The following is a 17,170-nucleotide window of genomic DNA, read 5'->3' on the forward strand; positions in this document are numbered from 1 at the left end:
CTCCAGCACCACAAGCAAAGGACCCCTTTCATGACGATGACCACCGAGCAGGCCGAATGGTTTGCAGGCACTTTCGACAAGCTCGTGTCCAACGTGGGCCAGGCGGTGCTCGGAAAGGAACATGTCATCCGGCTGACGTTCACCGCCATGCTGTCCGAGGGGCACGTCCTGTTTGAGGATGCGCCGGGCACCGGCAAGACCATGCTGGCCAGGGCTATGGCAGCAACGGTCCAGGGCTCGAACAACCGCATCCAGTTCACCCCCGACCTCCTGCCCTCGGACGTCACCGGTGTGACCATCTACGACCAGAAGACGCAGAAGTTTGAGTTCCACAAGGGCCCGATCTTCAACAACATCGTCCTGGCCGATGAAATCAACCGTGCCTCGCCGAAGACCCAGTCGGCGCTGCTGGAGGTCATGGAAGAATCCCGGGTCACTGTGGATGGTGTGACCTATGAAGCAGGCCGGCCGTTTATGGTCATGGCCACCCAGAACCCCATCGAGCAGGCCGGCACCTACCGTCTTCCCGAGGCCCAGCTGGACCGCTTCCTGATCAAGACCTCCATCGGCTACCCGGACCACGCCTCCACGGTGCAGCTGCTGGGCGGCTCCAACCTCAGGGACCGTTCCAAAGAACTCACTGCAGTCATCACCACGCAGGCTGTCGCGGACATGGCTGATCTGGCAGCCACCGTGCACGTTGATACGGCTGTCCTGGAATACATTTCCCGGCTCTGTGAGGAGACCCGTAACGCGCCCGAGAGCCGGTTGGGCGTCTCCGTGCGTGGCGCCATCGCCATGGTGCGGGCTGCCAAGGTCTGGGCTGCGAGCCAGGGGCGCAACTTCGTCCTGCCGGACGACGTCAAGGAACTGGCCCCCGTGGTCTGGACCCACCGCTTCGTGATGGACCCGGAAGCGGAGTTCTCCGGCGCCACAGCCGAGGCCATCCTCGCCCGGGTGCTTTCCGATGTCGCCGCACCGCAGCAGCGCGCCACCGTCTGACGCTCCCCGGCGCCTCAGATAAATCATCCTCCAGCGCGAACAAAGGTACCTCTATGTCCAGCAGCACTCCGTTGATCCGGCTTGCTGAACGCCTCCGGGAACCCTTCCACCGGAACGGCAAACCCACCAGGCTGCATCCCTCCTCCGTTTGGGGTGAAGCCAGCAGCACGGCCGCCCTCGCCCTCACACCGGCGTGGGAGAAAGTCCGTGGACTGTGGCTGCGCTACGCATGGCCCGTCCTCTCGGTGGTCAGCGTCTTGGGCTGGTCAGTTCTTGCCGCTTCGATCCTGCTGTGGACCGCGGGGCAGGCCTTCGGCTGGCAGGAGGCAAAGGCTGCTGCCATCGCGGCGTTTGTCCTCTTCCTGATCGCCATCGGGTTCATCCTGGGCAGGTCCTCGTACGGCGTGGTCCTGGATCTCGCCCGGACGCGGGTGGCAGTGGGGGACAGTGCCGTGGGAAGCATCGCCGCCTCCAACACCTCCACGCGCCCGCTGCTGCCGGCCGCACTGGAACTGCCGGTGGGCAACGCCACCGCTGTTTTCCACCTGCCCAGGATGAAACCCCGGCAGGTGCACGAGGACCTGTTCACCATCCCCACGGCCCGCCGCGCCGTCATCGTGGTGGGGCCCGTCCGGTCTGTCAGGGCAGACCCGCTGCACCTGCTCCGCCGCCAGGTGATGTGGACCGGGCCGGAAGACCTCTTCGTCCACCCGCGCACGGTGGCCCTTGCCGGTTCCGCGGCCGGCTTCATCCGCGACCTTGAAGGCATGCCCACCACGGATCTGTCCAGTGCCGACGTGTCCTTCCATGCGCTGCGCGACTATGTCCCGGGCGATGACCGGCGGCACATCCACTGGAAGACCACGGCGCGGACCAACAAGCTCATGGTGCGCCAGTTCGAAGAGACGCGGCGCGCCCACCTGGCCATCTCGCTTTCCATCAATACCGACGAATACGCCTCGGAGCAGGAATTCGAAATGGCCATTTCGGCGGCCGCGTCGATCGGACGGCAGGCCATCCGCGAGCAGCGCGAGCTCAATGTCCTCACCCAGAAGGGGCCGCTTCGCTGCGAAACCGGCCGCAACCTGCTGGACGACATGACCCGGATCGCCGGCGCACCCATGCGGCGCAACGCCGTCGACCTCGCCCGGACCCTGGCCGACACGGTGCCTAACGCTTCGGTGGTGTTTTTCGTCGTGGGCAGCCATGTGACGCCCGCGCAGCTCCGCTCGGCAGCGGCGTCCGTGCCGCCCGGTGTGCGGAGCCTGGCGGTCCGGCTCCAGATCGGGGCAGCCCCCGGCCGCGCCAATATTGCCGACCTGACAGTGCTGACGCTCGGCGACCTCGCCGACCTGGCCATCGTCCTCAGAAAGGCAGCCGCATGAGCTCCGCATCCGGCTTCCGGCCCCGGGCGTCCCCGCGGCGGCAGGATGAGTCGGCCTTCGCCGACGGCCAGCCCGCCTGGCACTTCATGCTCGACGCCGGCGCGCTCACCGTGCTGCTCGGGCTGGGCATCCTGGGATTCAGCCTCAGCTTCGGCGGCGACCCCTACTACCTGATCTCCGGATTCGGCGGCATCATCCTGGGCCTCGGCATCGCCGCCCTCAACACCCACCTGCGCCTTGGCCTGCTGATCACCACGGCCCTCGGCCTGGGCGCCTATCTGGTCTTCGGAACGTTCCTCGCTGTGCCGGATGCCGCGATCGCTGGCTTCATTCCCAGCCTCGACTCCCTGCGTACGCTGCTGCTGGGCGTGGTGTTCGCCTGGAAAGACATGCTCACCGTGGGCGTTCCGGTGGGATCCGCCGGCGGCGTGCTGATTGTCCCGTTCCTGAGTTCACTGCTCACGGCACTGGTGGCCGGGCTGCTGACCTGGCGCCGAAAGAGCCCGTACTGGCCGCTGCTTCCGGTGCTGGCGCTCTTTGTCACCGGCATTGCCTTCAGCACCAGCGCCGCCTTCCTCACCGTTGAGCGCGGCATCGGACTGACCGTCGTCGCAATTGCCTGGGCCACCTTCCGCCGGGATGTGCTGCGCCGCAGGGACACCCGGAAGGTTTCGGTCAACCGGCCGGAGGCAGACGCTGCCACGGCTCAGCGGGCGAAGCTCCGCAGGCTCGGTACCGCCGCCGCCGTCATCGCGGCCAGCGTGGCCATCACTGCCGTGGCCGCGCCGCTGGTCACCGCCAGCAGCGACCGCAAGGTCCTGCGCAACGTGGTGGTCCCGCCCTTCGATCCCAAGGACTACATCACGCCCCTGGCAAGTTTCCGGACCTTCGTCAAAGACCAGAAGGACGACACCCTCTTTGTGGTCAAGGGGCTTCCCCGGGACGGCAGGGTCCGGCTGGGCGCCCTGGATGCCTTCAACGGCACCAACTACAACATGGACCCCAACGGTTCCGGCAGCTTCAGCAAGGTGGGAGACACGGCGTCCATCAACACCCTGGCTGACACGGCCAGTGTGGTGCCCACCAAGGACTACTCCATGGACATCACCATTGAGAATTACCAGGGCTATTTCGTCCCGGGTGGCCGGAAGACGACCGGCCTGAGCTTTGACCGGAGTGCGTCCGCTGCGGCCTCGGGCCTCTACTTCAACGCGGGCACGGACACCGCTGTCACCACCCAAGGCCTGTCGAAGGGCGATTCCTACAGCGTCCAGGTGTCCGATCCGCTCAAGCTTGAGCACGGCCAGCTGACCCAGTACGACTTCGCGAAGATCACCCTCCCGGATGCCCTTGAGGTCCCCCCGGTGGTTGGCTCCCAGGCCAATGACCTCTCGGCCGATGCGCCCACCCCCATTGACCGCGTGCGCCAGATCGAAGCGCATTTCCAGAAGACCGGGGCGTTCAGCAACGGGCTGGTCACTGAGGGCCAGCTCCCGAGCGTGTCCGGCCACAGCTCGTCCCGCATCCGGAACCTGCTGACCGCCAAACAGATGCTCGGCGACGACGAACAGTACGCCGTGTCCATGTCCCTGATGCTGCGGCACCTTGGTATCCCGTCGCGCGTCGTTATGGGTTTCTACCCTGATCCGACCAGCCCGGAGAACGGCGCCGGCGAAGTCAAAATCACGGGCAAGGACGTCCATGCCTGGGTGGAAGTTGCCTTCGACCGGGTGGGCTGGGTCAGCTTCGACCCCACACCGCCCAAGGACAACATCCCCATCCCGCCGGACCCGGAAAACAAGTCCAAGCCGAAGCCGCAGGTGCTGCAGCCGCCGCCCCCGCCGCAGGAGCCGGTGGACCTGCCTACGGATTCCTCGCCGGACGCGCTTGACGCGGATGAGAAGAAGAACAACCCCTGGCTGTTCTGGGGTGCCCTGCTCGGTGCATTGGGCGTCGCGCTGATCCCGCTGGTGATCCTTGCGCTGCCGCTGCTGCTGATCGCGCTCCTCAAATCACGACGCCGGAAGGCCCGTTTCACCGAGGGGCACCCCGCGCAGCGTGTCGGCGGGGGATGGAAAGAGGTCCTGAGCCTGGCTACAGACATGGGCGCGGGGATCGACACGCGTTCAACGCGGCGAGAAAGTGCGGCAGTGGTTGCAGAGGCCTTCCCGGCCACCGGACGGACCACCACCCTGCTGGCGAACCGCGCGGATGCCTCCATCTTCGGGGCGGGCCAGCCCACCGAGGACGAGGTCCGGGAGTACTGGGCCATCGTGGACGGTTCACTGACGGAGATCACCGGCACCGTGGGGTTCTGGCGCCGCCAGCGGGCCAGGTTCTCGCCCCGGTCCCTGCTGGCCGACGGCCGTGCCGCCCTGAAATCGCGCAGTGCACTGGGGCTGCTGCCGCCGTCGCGTCCCGCCAGGAATGCGGCGGCACAACCGCCCGCCGCCGGTAGGGTGGAGACCGGTCCGGACATTCCCGGCAGCACGGCGGCTGCGTCCGAGGCTGATGAGACTACCGTTCTGCGGAACCCTGGCAGGAAGAACCACCCTGAATCATGATGACCGAGCCCGAGCGCTGCCAGCGGTGCCAGCAACTGATCCGCGGCGGCGCCACTTTCTGCACGGCCTGCGGGGCTCCGCTGCCCAACAGATCTGCCCGCAGCGGACGCAACGTGGACCATGCCCAGCGCGCCTTGATGGAAAGCGAGGCGGCGCACGCAGGCCAGATTCCCGGTACTATCCCGGTAGTGCAAACGGCTCCAGGGGGAGGAACGGGAATGGCAGCCAATCTTGAGCTAATTCCGGCCACGGCCGGCAAAAGGCTTGGCGCCGCGGTACTGGACTGGCTGGCGCCGGTCGCGGTGTTGGTGGTGACCTTTGCCATCGGCTTTGCCGGCATCACCCGCACCCAAAGCGGCGGTTTCATCATCTACGACACAGCCTCCCTGGTCCTGTTCGGCAGCCTCGGAATGGGTCTGACCCTGGTGTACCTGGTGGTCCTCACGGGCATGGAAGGCCGCTCCGGTGCCACCGTTGGCAACCGGGCCATGGGTATCCGCAGTGCTGACCAGGACGGTTACGCCCCCGGTACCGGCGCAGTGTTCCTGCGTGGCCTGGTCACAGGGGCCGGGATCATCCTGGCGGTCTTGGCTGCGGTGCTGATCGTCATCTTCAAATGGTTTGACATCGCGCTGTTCATCCTCGGGCCGTTGGTTCTGGTTGGTGCCGGGTGGGCTGTCCTGGTGGTTGTTTCCAATACGTGGGACGCCAATGGCAGGCTCCGTGGCTGGCACGATACAGCGGCAAAAACCCTGGTCTTCGACGTCAACGCGGGCCGCAACCCCATCACCACGGGCGGGATCCAGGGCCCGTACAGTTTCGCGCCCCTGGACCTGCCGCCCGTGCAGCCGGTGGCTTCGCCGGTGGCGCAGCAGGCCGCCCCCGTCCAGTCGTACGCTGCACCCGCATCCGAACAGCACGCGCCCGTACCGCACGCGCCGGTCCAGTCGTACGCTGCACCCCCCGCACCCGCGCAGCCCGGATCCGCGCAGCCCGCACCCGCGCAGCCCGCACCCGCGCAGCCTTACACCCCCGCGCAGACGTACGCACCGCCGTCGTTCTCACCACCGGCCGCCAATTCGTTCCACCCGTCGGTACCTCTTGCGGCAACCCTTCCGGTTCCCGCTTCCGGCGCAGCGCATCCCGACGATGACCTTGACCGCACGCAGATGCGCGGCGGTGCGGCCGATGCGGCGCCGGTCGCCGTGCTGCGGATCAAGCTCGACGACGGCCGGGACTTCCAGCTGGACCGCAACGTCCTGGTGGGGCGGAACCCCGTGGGGCAGGCGGGGGAGCAGCAGGCCCAGCTCCTGGCGGTCACCGATCCCGGCCGCTCGATCTCCAAGACGCACCTCCACCTGCTGACCGACGGCGCAGGCGTCTGGGTGACGGACCGCAACTCCACCAACGGCAGCGCCGTCACCACGCCGGATGGCCGGCGGTCGCCCCTGCAGCCGGCCGTGCCCGCCTTTGTCAGCCCGGGATCCACCGTCCATTTTGGTGACCGCTCCTTCCACCTAGGACAGGCATGAACCCTCAGCCCGCCAGTGTTTCCCCCGACGCAGAAAACCGTCCCGGGCTCAGCCTGAGCTACGGCTACGGCACGGACCGCGGACTGCGCCGGGAGCTCAATGAAGACTCCTTCATCGCCTCGGACCCCGTCTTTGCCGTGGCCGACGGCATGGGCGGACACGAAGCCGGGGAGATCGCCAGCGGCATGTGCGTCCGTGCCCTGGCTGCCATGCCGCAGCTGGCCACCGGGGAGCGCAGCGTCACCGCTGCCGTGCTCCAGCAGTACTTGCTCCGCGCCGACAGCTCCATCCGGGAAGCCACGGGGGCGCGGGCCGGAACCACCCTGACAGGCGCTGTTGTGGTGGAGCAGATGGGGATGCCGTACTGGCTGGTCCTGAACATCGGCGATTCCCGGACGTACCGGCTGAGCCAGGGGCATTTTGCCCAGGTCAGCGTGGACCACTCGGAGGTCCAGGAACTCGTGGACGCCGGCGAAATCACGGCCGCGCAGGCCACCGTCCACCCCCGCCGCCACGTGGTCACCCGGGCCCTGGGCACCGGCGACGAGACGGAAGCGGACTACTGGCTGCTGCCCGTTGAGGAAGGCGACCGGATCCTGATCTGCTCGGATGGCCTCACCGGTGAGCTGACGGACGATCACATCCACCGCATCCTCAGCACCGTTGCCCACCCCCAGGACGCCGTGGATGCCCTGATCCAGGCCGCCCTCCGCAACGGGGGCCGCGACAACGTCACGGTCATTGTGGTTGACGCCAGGAACGTCATGAACGACGCCGGCATTGCCACCACCGCCCCCCGGCCCACCGTTGATGCGGAAGTGGAGGTCACGCTGCCCAGGGCACAAATTGTTGACGCCAGCCGGGCGGCCGCGAACGAAGACGAAAGCGGGAAACACTGAGATGGCCACCGCCAACTACACAGCGGGCTCCTGGCTGGGCGTCCTCCGCTCGCGCACTGCCGTCTTCCTGGGCCCCGGCACCCCGCCGGCCCTCGTCCAGTCGCTCTGGGACCTGCTCGGGGAAGCTCCCGAAGTGCATGAAGTTCTCCATGCGGTCACCAGCAGCTTCGGTGTTTCCCTGGCAAAGATCCCGTCGTTCGGCATCGTGGATTTCCGCGATGCGCTGCGGGTCTTCCTCCGCGGTGACCTGGACCTGACCGTACAGCTGCCCGGCGGCCCCGTGGAACTGAATGGACGCGATGTCACCACCTGGACTGAGCGGCGCTTCGACCTGCCCGAGTGGTACCGCCTGACCGTCGCGGGCGGCACCCAGCCCGGGACTGTCTTGCCGCTCACCGAAGGCGTGGTCCTGCTGCAGTCGCTGACTGTGGCAGTAACCGGTGCCCCGGCTGCGGCACGGGAAATCATTGCAGGCAGCGGAGCCACGGAACGCGAGGTCTCGGCTGAGACGGTGTTGGGTCTCACGGACGATGACTCCCACTATGCCGCGGAGACAGCTGAGCCTGGGCAGGAGGCCCAGGGCGAACCTTCGCCGGACGTCGAGTCCGTGGCCCCTGCCGACCAAATGCCCGCCCACGAGCTGACCGGCACGTACGACCACCTGTGGGAAAAGACTGTGATCCGCAGCATCGAGGACGCAGCCGTACGCGACGAGCCGGAGGAATCCGAAGCCGGCGCACCTCACCCGGCAGCACCTGAAACTGACGCCGGGCCGGACTTACCAGCACCGGCCACCCCTCCTCCGGCCACACCCCTTCCGGCCACACCCACTCCGGCCACCCCGCCTCCAGCCGCCGTGCCGGCTCCAGGCCCCGCGGGCGGTCTCATTGACTCGGTCCCGTGGCGGACCGGCGGGAGCAGCGTTCCGGCCGTGCAGGTTCAGCCGCCGTTCGACCTGCCCCAGGTGCCCGTCCCGGCCAGCGGTCCAGCCGTCGATCCCGAAGAGTTCGCCGGAGACCATGACGGCCAAACCATCATGAAGAGCGATCTTGCCGGCATGGGCGCCCACCCGGAACCGGTCCAGGAACCGGTATCCGGCGCCGGACTCCTGGTCCTGGCCCTGGTCTGCGACCGCGGCCACGCCAACCCGCCCACCCACGCCCAGTGTGCCGCGTGCGGTTCCCCGCTGCCGCCGGACGCAGTCCGGGTTGCCCGGCCACGGCTCGGGAGGATGCGTGTCTCCACCGGTGAGCTGGTGGATCTTGACCAGTCGCTGGTGATCGGTCGTCAGCCTTCCGTGTCCCGCGTGCAGGGCGGCGTGATGCCGCGGCTCGTCCAGGTATCCAGCCCCGGCGGCGACATTTCACGCTCGCACGTTGAGGTCCGGCTCGAGGGCTGGCACGTGATGCTGTGCGATCTGAAAGCCACCAACGGCACGGTCCTGGTCCGCGAGGGTCAGCAGCCGCGCCGCCTGGCCCAGAACGAGATGGCGATCCTGCTCGACGGCGATATCGCGGAACTGGGTGACGACATCTCATTGCGTTTTGAGGAGATTCTTTGAGTTCCAAACGGCCGGTTGCGCCGCCGCCCCCTATTCCGGGGTTCACCTACATCAGCCTGCTCGGCTCCGGCGGGTTTTCCGACGTCTACCTTTATGAACAGGACCGTCCCCGGCGCAAGGTGGCCGTCAAGGTCCTCCTCTCGGACCTGAAGACCGAGGGCGCCCGGCGCCGGTTCGAGTCCGAGGCCAACCTGATGGCCCAGCTCTCGTCCCACCCGTACATCGTGACGATTTTTGAGGCCGAGGTGACCGAGGCCGGGCACTCCTACCTGGCCATGGAGTACTGCTCCCGGCCCAGCCTTGATGTCCGTTACCGCCGCCAGCGCTTCAGTGTTGACGAGGTCCTCGCTGTCGGCATCCAGGTGGCCTCCGCCGTCGAGACCGCCCACCGCGCCGGCATCGCCCACCGGGACATCAAACCCGCCAACATCCTGGTGACCGACTACAACCGGCCCGCCCTGACGGACTTCGGAATCTCGGGCACCCTGGGCGGCGACGCCGATGAAGACGCCGGGATGTCCATCCCGTGGTCGCCGCCGGAGCAGTTCACGGACGGCCCCGTTGACGGGGTGATGGTGGATGTTTGGGCGCTGGGCGCCACTCTCTACACCCTGCTCGCCGGCAGGTCGCCGTTCGTGATGCCGGGCACCGACAATTCCCAGCGTGAACTGATCTCCCGCATCACCAACTCGCCGCTGCCCCGTCTGGGCCGGGCCGACGTGCCCGAGTCACTGGAACGCGCGCTAGCCACGGCCATGGCCAAGCCCGCTGCCTCCAGGTACTCCTCGGCCCACGCCTTCGCCCTGGCCCTGCAGCGGATCCAGGCCGAACTGAACCTCTCGGTCACGCCCTTTGAAGTGCTCGAAGAGGCCCATCACGATGACAGCCACCCTGACGACGGTTACGAGGAGACCCGCGTCCGCAGCATTGCGGCGATCGATCCCGAGCGGACCGGCAGCGCCCCAACTTTCCCGGCACGCACCCGGCCCCAAGGCCCGGACGCCGGCGCCCCGCCGTCGGGCCTTCCCGCAGGAGGATTTGCCCCGGCAGCTGCGGCCGCGTCGGTGCCCCGGCCACAGGTTCCGGGCAGTCTGTTCACCGGCCCGCAGGACGGCCAGGGTGCCGGCACCCAGGTTGGGGGCCCGGCCGGCAGCAGCCCGGCCGGTAATGCCGTTGGGGATCCGGCGGGAGAGTGGGCCCATGCCACGATGCTCCGCGGCAGCGGGCCAGCCGACTACGGCTCGGTGCCCGACGCAACTGTCCAGCGCCCTGGCCTGCTCCCCGCCCAGACAGCACAGCAGGCCGTACGCCGGACGGGCCGCGCGGAACCGGAGATCGATGCGACCATCAGCCGTCCCGCGGCCGCGCCGGAAACGGCACCGGAGAGCGCTCCTGACCACGGCAAGCGGAACCTGTGGCTCGCCCTCGCCGGCGGAACCGTACTGGCTCTGGCCATCATTGTGGGGATCGTGCTGGCGTCATCGGCACCGGAGCCGAAGGTGGCCGGGACCGGCCAAATCAGCAAGCCCCCGGCGGATGCCCTGGATAACGGGACCGTGCCCGACGTCGCGGACCTGGTTGGAACAGTAAACGCCGGCAAGGCCACCTTCACCTGGACCAACCCGCAGCCGAAACCCGGCGACGCGTACAAGTGGAGGGTCTATGCCCCGGGTGGAAGCGGCGAGTACCAGTCCGCTGCCGAGCCAACCGCCCAGGTCGCGCTGAACCCGGCGGAACCCACCTGCATCCAGGTGATGATCGTCAGGAGCGACGGCGCGTTCTCCCCACTGGAAGATGACTCGATCGCCTGCATCCGCCAGTGACCGCACGGCAGACCGGAAACGAATAGCGAACGCGGGCCACGCCCGACGAGGAGAGGCACAGAACATGGGGGATCTGGCAATAGATTTCTGTGGTGAATGGTACGAACCGGCCGATGAGGAGATCTTCAACATCGGCCGGGAAGGCGATCTCGAGGTGGACGACAACCCGTACCTTCACCGCCAGTTCCTGCAGGTGGCCCGCTACGACGGGATCTGGTGGCTCAGCAACGTGGGCAGGATGCTGTCCGCCACTGTGGCCGACGGTTCCGGCGGCATGCAGGCGTGGCTGTCCCCGGGCGCACGCATACCGCTGGTATTCAGCCACACGAACATCATTTTCACTGCCGGCCCCACCACCTACGAGTTCGCGGTGCACCTCAAGACGCCGTCCTTCCGCCAGCAATCACGCGAAGACGACAGCAACGGCGACACCACCATCGGCCCGGTCGTCTTCACCGACTCCCAGAAGGCACTCATCGTGGCGCTGGCCGAACCCATGCTGCGGCGCGAAGGAACCGGGTTCAGTGCCATCCCGTCGTCGGCCGCGGCCGCCAAGTCCCTGGGCTGGGCCCTCACGCGGTTCAACCGGAAGCTGGATAACGTCTGCGACAAACTTGACCGCGTCGGCGTTGTGGGCCTTCGCGGCGGCGGCGGAAAGCTGGCCACCAACCGGCGTGCCCGGCTCGTCGAACACGCTGTCACCACCCACCTGGTGACGGTCGAGGATTTGAATCTTCTGGAAAAGATGAGGGGCGTGGACGAAGGATGAGGATCCGGCTGACACTCCGCCGGAACCCGGCGGAAACCAAGGACCTGGCCGTCACGGTGGACGGCCTGGCCACCGTCGCGGACGTCGCCACTCAGTTGTGGGTCGCGGACCCCGACAGGAAGGGATCCCCGGCACCGGACAACCTTTCGCTGCGCATCGACGAGGCCTTTGTGGGCGGCGGAATCCGCGGCAACGTCCTGACCCGGACGGACAACCTGCTGGAGTCGGGGCTGCGCCCGGGCTCCGTGGTCTCGCTGGCTGAAGTCAGCGCACACTTCAACGCTCCCGGCGCCAACCGCGGTCCCGCCGCCGCGACGTTGCGGATCCTCTCCGGGCCCGACGTCGGACAGGAGTTTTCGCTGCCCTCCGGCACCAGCTACATCGGCCGGGACCGGGACGTTGACATCCGGCTGACGGACCCGCTGACCTCCAAACGCCACGCCCGCATCACGGTGGGCGAAAGCGTGGAGATCGTGGACACCAACTCCGCCAACGGCCTGCTCATGGACGGCCTTCCGGTCACCAGGGCCACGCTCAACTCGTCGGACACCGTCACGCTGGGGGAGACCACCGTGACGGTGGTGCCGCTGGGGCACAACCACGCGGCAGCGCCGACGTCGCCCCTTGTCGACTTCAACCGCTCCCCGCGCGTTGTTCCCCGCTTCGACGCGCCCAAACGCGTGCCCCCCGCCGGGCCTAAGCGGCCGGACCACCAGGCCTTCCCGTACATCATGCTGATGGCGCCGCTCCTGATGGGCGGCGTGATATTTGCGGTCACCCAGAACATGCTCTCGGTGATCTTCATGATGATGATGCCGCTGTTCATCGTGGGCCATTACGTGGACCACAAGATGCAGGCCAGGCGCCAGCAGAAGGAGCAGCTCAAGCAGTTCCGCGGTTCCATGGCCGCCTTCCGGCAGGACATCACCGAACTGCAGCATGTGGAACGGGCGGTCCGCCTCCAGGAGGCGCCTTCGGTGAGCGACACCGTGGATTCCATCTACAAGCTGGGCCCGCTGCTGTGGACCCACCGCCCGGAGCACCTCGGGTTCCTGGGGCTGCGGTTCGGGCTGGGCACCGGTCCGTCCCGCATCATGTTCGAGGAACCCAACAACAACGACACCGAAGCCGAATACATGCGCGAGATCCAGGACTGCCTCAAGCAGTTCCGGGACATCGAAGGCGTGCCCGTGGTCTCGCAGCTGCGCACGGCAGGGGCCTTCGGTGTGGCGGGAGCACGGGGCCTGGTGGACGACGTTGCCCGCGGCATGGTGCTGCAGTTTGTGGGGCTGCATTCGCCCGCAGAGGCTGTGGTTACCGCCATTACGTCGGCGCAGTCGCGGTGGCGCTGGGACTGGCTGCAGTGGCTGCCCCATGTGGGTTCGGGCCACAGCCCCCTCAACGGCGACCACCTTGCCGCCGGTTCCGCCAGCGGGTCTTCCCTCGTGGCCCGGCTGGAGGACCTGCTCGATGCGCGGGAAGCCATGGCCAAGCGCTCGGCCCCGGAACACCGTGGATCCGTGGACCCTGCCAAGGACGAGGTCCCGGCTCCGGTGCTGCCCGCGGTCTTGGTCATCGTTGAGGACGACGCCCCTGTTGACCGCGGCAGGCTGACCCGCCTCGCGGAACGCGGACCGGACTCCGGCGTCCACGTCATGTGGGTGGCCACCGACATCCAGGCGCTCCCGGCCGCCTGCCGCGACTTTATGGTGGTGGACGGGGACAACGGCACCACCACCGGGCAGGTTCGGCTGGGCCGGCACACCTATCCCGTCAGCTGCGAAAGCCTCGACGCCGAACTGGCCGCCCAGCTGGCCCGCATGCTGGCCCCCGTGGTCGACGTCGGCAAGCCGGTCACGGACGATTCCGACCTGCCGCGCGCGGTCTCCTATGCCGCCCTGATCGGCAAGGACTTCCTGGACAACCCGCAGGCCGTCGCGGAGCGCTGGGAGGAGAACAACTCCGTCCATGCCTCGGCCGTGCCCAACCGGAAGGACAACGGAACCCTCCGTGCCCTGGTGGGTTCCAAGGGCATCGAACCCCTGTACCTGGACCTGAAGAACGAGGGCCCGCACGCCCTGGTCGGAGGCACCACCGGTGCCGGCAAATCCGAATTCCTGCAGTCCTGGGTCATGGGCATGGCCGCGGCGTACAGCCCGGACCGGGTGAGCTTCCTCTTTGTGGACTACAAAGGCGGGGCCGCGTTCGCCGACTGCATCAACCTGCCCCACACTGTGGGTTTGGTGACCGACCTCTCCCAGCACCTTGTCCGCCGCGCGCTGACGTCCTTGCGGGCGGAGCTGCACTACCGGGAGCATCTGCTGAACCGGAAGAAGGCCAAGGACCTGCTGGCACTCCACCGCGAGGCCGATCCCGAGGCCCCGCCGTACCTAGTCATCATCGTGGACGAGTTTGCCGCGCTGGCCACCGAAGTGCCGGAGTTCGTTGACGGCGTGGTGGACGTGGCAGCCCGTGGCCGGTCCCTGGGCCTGCACCTCATCCTGGCCACGCAGCGTCCCGCCGGCGTCATCAAGGACAGCCTGCGCGCCAACACCAACCTCCGGGTGGCCCTGCGCATGGCTGATGAAGACGATGCGACAGACATCCTCGGGGTGCCTGACGCCGCCTACTTCGACCCCGCCATCCCCGGACGCGGCGCTGCGAAGACCGGACCCGGCCGGATCCAGGGTTTCCAGACGGGCTACGCCGGCGGCTGGACCACGGAGAAGCCCCAGCGCCCGCAGATAGACATCGTGGAGATGGCGTTCGGGTCCGGGCAAAGCTGGGAAGCGCCCGCCCCGGAGAAGCCCGTCAAGGAAGCCCCCGCCGGCCCCAACGACATTGCCAGGATGACCACGAACATTGTCCGCGCGGCAGAGTCGCTGGCCATCCGGCCGCCCCGCAAGCCGTGGCTCGACGAGCTCGCCACCACCTACGATTTCTCCAAGCTGCCCAACCCGCGGACCGACGAGCGGCTGCTGCTGGGTGTGGCGGACGATCCCACCCGGCAGGAACAACCCACGGTGTTCTACGAACCGGACAAAGACGGCAACATGGCCATCTACGGGACCGGCGGTTCCGGCAAGTCCGCGGCCCTGCGCGGAATCGCGATCGCGGCCGCCGTCACGCCCCGTGGCGGCCCCGTGCACATCTACGGGATTGACTGCGGATCCTCCGGGCTCAAGATGCTCGACGAACTCCCGCACGTGGGCGAGATCATCGACGGCGACGACGTGGAACGGGTTGGCCGGCTGCTGCGGCTGCTGCGCGACATCGCGGACGAACGGTCCGCGCGCTACGCCGACGTCCGGGCCTCCACCATCGTCGAGTACCGGTCGTTGGCTGACCGCCCGGACGAGAAGCGCATCTTCGTCCTGCTCGATGGCATGTCAGCGTTCCGCGAGACCTACGAGTACAGCAAACTGTCCTCGCTGTGGGACATCTTCCTGCAGCTGGCCACCGACGGCCGCCCCCTCGGAATCCACCTCGTCATTACCGGTGACCGGCCCAACTCAGTACCCGCGTCGCTGCTTGCCTCCATCCAGCGCCGCCTGGTGCTGCGGCTGTCTTCCGAGGACGACTACCTGTCCATGGACGTCCCCAGGGATGTGCTCAGCTCCGCGTCACCGCCAGGACGCGGACTGCTCGGCGGCCTCGAGGTGCAGCTGGCCGTCCTCGGCGGGAACTCCAACCTGGCCCTCCAGGCACGCGAGGTCCACAAACTCAGCCAGGCGATGCTGCGCCAGGGACTGGACCAGGCGCCAAAGATCCAGCGGCTGCCGGAACAGGTGGACCTGGACCTGCTGCCGGCGGGCAGCCCGGACCTCCCGGTCATCGGCGTCGACGACGAAACGCTGCAGCCGGCCGAGATCATGGCGAAAGGCCCGCTGCTCCTGGCCGGGCCGCCGGGAGCCGGGCGTACAGTGGCGCTGGTCAGCCTGGCCTATGCGCTGCGCCGGTCCAACCCCGATACGGAACTGGTGTACATCGGCTCGCGCCGGTCCGCGGTGGCGTCACTGCCGCTCTGGAACCGTTCAGTGGTGGGCGCCGACGACCTGTCCGAGATTGTGGAAGACCTGATGGAGCACGCCAGCGGAAACCCGGGCAAGGTGGCCATCTTCATCGAAGGCCTGACCGAGTTCACGGACACGGTGGCTGAATCGGGCGTTTCGCAGCTCGTGACGGCATCCATCAAGGCTGACCAGTGGGTGATCGGCGAATCCGAGACGTCAACCTGGTCCTCCGCCTGGTCCCTTGCGCAGCCCTTCAAGTCCGGCCGCCGGGGACTGCTGATGAATCCGGGAGACATCGAAGGGGACAGCCTGCTGAGCACGTCGCTGGGCCGGGTGAGCCCGCAGTTCATCCCGGGCCGCGGTTACATCGTGGGACGCGGAAAGGCGCGCAAGCTGCAGATCGCCCTGCCGCCTGAAAACAGGGACTGAGGCCAGCCAGCACCGGGGGCCCGCAGATCCAAGGATTTGCCCGCCCCCGGCGCGTTGTAGAAGACTACCGGCAACACTAGTTCGCCGCGGAGGGATGCCGCGCGCCGTCCGCAAAGGTAGCTATGATCCGATCCTCTTCCGCACCCCGCGGCGTTGCCGCGGCCGCCATCGCGGTGCTGGCGCTCACGGTCGGCTTGTCGGCGGCTGCTCCCGCTCATGCCGATGACGGCGACACGGGCCCGGGCTGCGGGGTTGTGTGCGGGCTTCTCCCCGGGGAGCAAGAGACGCCGCCGACCGATCCCGGCACAGGGAAGCCGACCGAGCCGCCGTCGGCCACTCCTACTCCTGCACCACCGCCGGCGGAAACCGCCCCGGTTCCCATGGCTCCGCCCGCTCCGGCCGAGGCGGCTCCCGTACCCGCTGCGGTGCTACCCGTTGCCCCGGAGCCCACGGTTTCTGCAGTTGAGGAAACGCCGACGCCGGAGGCCACCACCATCGCCGCGTCACCTTCCGCGGCTTCCGCGAGCCCGTCGGCCGCATCGAACTGGGACACCCCGGTCACGAAGTCGGCAAAGCCCACCCAGGCGGCCGCAGTGTCCCGGAACGATGGCTCCGGGCTGTTTGGCGGCCCCGGGCTGCTGCCCATCATGGCGGGCGTGCTGCTGGTGGGAGTCGCCGGCCTGGCGTTCGCCTGGTGGGGCCGGAACCGGCTCTCCTCGCACTGACTGCTTTTTGGCGTTCCCGCACTTGGGGCTGATGGGGAGTGGTGCATGGGCAGCGGTGCCCATCGACGGGTTTCCTGGGCCGGGATAGGTTTGGGGCAATGGATCTTCCGGATGAGCCGGGGGCCGCTGGGGATGCCGACCCGGGTCGGATCCAACTACTTATGAGGAGAAACTGATGGCTATTTGGGGCGCAGATGTAGAGCAGCTCAGGACTCTTGGCACGAAGCTGCAGGCCGGTGCTTCGGAGATCGAGCAGCAGCGGAGCAACCTCACCCGCCTGCTGGACAGCACCGTCTGGGAGGGCCCGGACGCGAAGCACTTCCGCAGCGAATGGTCCGGCACCCACACCAGTGCCCTGAACCAGGTCGTCCAGGCGCTGAAGGATGCCGGCCAGAAGGCCACGAGGAACGCCAGCGAGCAGGACCAGGCTTCACGCTAGGCCGGCCTTGTTTGACCGAGGGCCCGGAC

Annotated in this window: 11 protein-coding genes; all 11 read left to right on the forward strand. The window is 67.8% G+C overall.

All coding sequences use genetic code 11. The features are described from left to right. Positions 1 to 30 precede the first annotated feature (30 nt). The 11 genes from IAQ70_RS06810 to IAQ70_RS06860 all read left to right on the forward strand — a co-directional run bounded on the left by IAQ70_RS06810 (position 31) and on the right by IAQ70_RS06860 (position 17,141). Positions 31 to 1,002 (forward strand): AAA family ATPase, encoded by a 972-nt coding sequence (locus tag IAQ70_RS06810; protein ID WP_190988558.1) that lies wholly within the window; start codon positions 31 to 33, stop codon positions 1,000 to 1,002. Between the two features lie 53 nt (positions 1,003 to 1,055). Next, complete coding sequence (locus IAQ70_RS06815; RefSeq protein WP_190988559.1) at positions 1,056 to 2,387, forward strand: DUF58 domain-containing protein; 1,332 nt, start codon at positions 1,056 to 1,058, stop codon at positions 2,385 to 2,387. Beyond that, positions 2,384 to 4,951 (forward strand): transglutaminase family protein, encoded by a 2,568-nt coding sequence (locus IAQ70_RS06820; RefSeq protein WP_190988560.1) that lies wholly within the window; start codon positions 2,384 to 2,386, stop codon positions 4,949 to 4,951. The genes IAQ70_RS06815 and IAQ70_RS06820 overlap by 4 nt, the downstream gene beginning before the upstream one ends. Continuing rightward, entirely contained in the window at positions 4,948 to 6,483 is a 1,536-nt protein-coding gene (locus tag IAQ70_RS06825) for an RDD family protein (protein WP_190988561.1), read from the forward strand. Before IAQ70_RS06820 ends, IAQ70_RS06825 begins: the two co-directional genes overlap by 4 nt. Then, on the forward strand, positions 6,480 to 7,382 hold the full coding sequence (locus IAQ70_RS06830; RefSeq protein WP_190988562.1) for a PP2C family protein-serine/threonine phosphatase: 903 nt from the start codon (positions 6,480 to 6,482) through the stop codon (positions 7,380 to 7,382). Before IAQ70_RS06825 ends, IAQ70_RS06830 begins: the two co-directional genes overlap by 4 nt. A 1-nt stretch (position 7,383) precedes the next feature. Next, complete coding sequence (locus IAQ70_RS06835; protein ID WP_190988563.1) at positions 7,384 to 8,943, forward strand: FHA domain-containing protein; 1,560 nt, start codon at positions 7,384 to 7,386, stop codon at positions 8,941 to 8,943. Next, positions 8,940 to 10,766 (forward strand): serine/threonine-protein kinase, encoded by a 1,827-nt coding sequence (locus IAQ70_RS06840; RefSeq protein ID WP_190988564.1) that lies wholly within the window; start codon positions 8,940 to 8,942, stop codon positions 10,764 to 10,766. The genes IAQ70_RS06835 and IAQ70_RS06840 overlap by 4 nt, the downstream gene beginning before the upstream one ends. 64 nt (positions 10,767 to 10,830) lie before the next feature. Next, positions 10,831 to 11,535 (forward strand): hypothetical protein, encoded by a 705-nt coding sequence (locus tag IAQ70_RS06845; protein ID WP_190988565.1) that lies wholly within the window; start codon positions 10,831 to 10,833, stop codon positions 11,533 to 11,535. Beyond that, entirely contained in the window at positions 11,532 to 15,977 is a 4,446-nt protein-coding gene (locus tag IAQ70_RS06850; RefSeq protein ID WP_190988566.1) for an FtsK/SpoIIIE domain-containing protein, read from the forward strand. The genes IAQ70_RS06845 and IAQ70_RS06850 overlap by 4 nt, the downstream gene beginning before the upstream one ends. Before the next feature lie 122 nt (positions 15,978 to 16,099). Continuing rightward, positions 16,100 to 16,702 carry a hypothetical protein gene (locus IAQ70_RS06855; RefSeq protein WP_190988567.1) on the forward strand — a complete coding sequence of 201 codons (603 nt, stop codon included), beginning with the start codon at positions 16,100 to 16,102 and terminating at the stop codon, positions 16,700 to 16,702. Between the two features lie 175 nt (positions 16,703 to 16,877). Then, positions 16,878 to 17,141 (forward strand): WXG100 family type VII secretion target, encoded by a 264-nt coding sequence (locus tag IAQ70_RS06860; protein ID WP_190988568.1) that lies wholly within the window; start codon positions 16,878 to 16,880, stop codon positions 17,139 to 17,141. Positions 17,142 to 17,170: the final 29 nt, after the last annotated feature.

This window comes from Pseudarthrobacter sulfonivorans, from assembly GCF_014712225.1.
Taxonomy (GTDB): domain Bacteria; phylum Actinomycetota; class Actinomycetes; order Actinomycetales; family Micrococcaceae; genus Arthrobacter; species Arthrobacter sulfonivorans.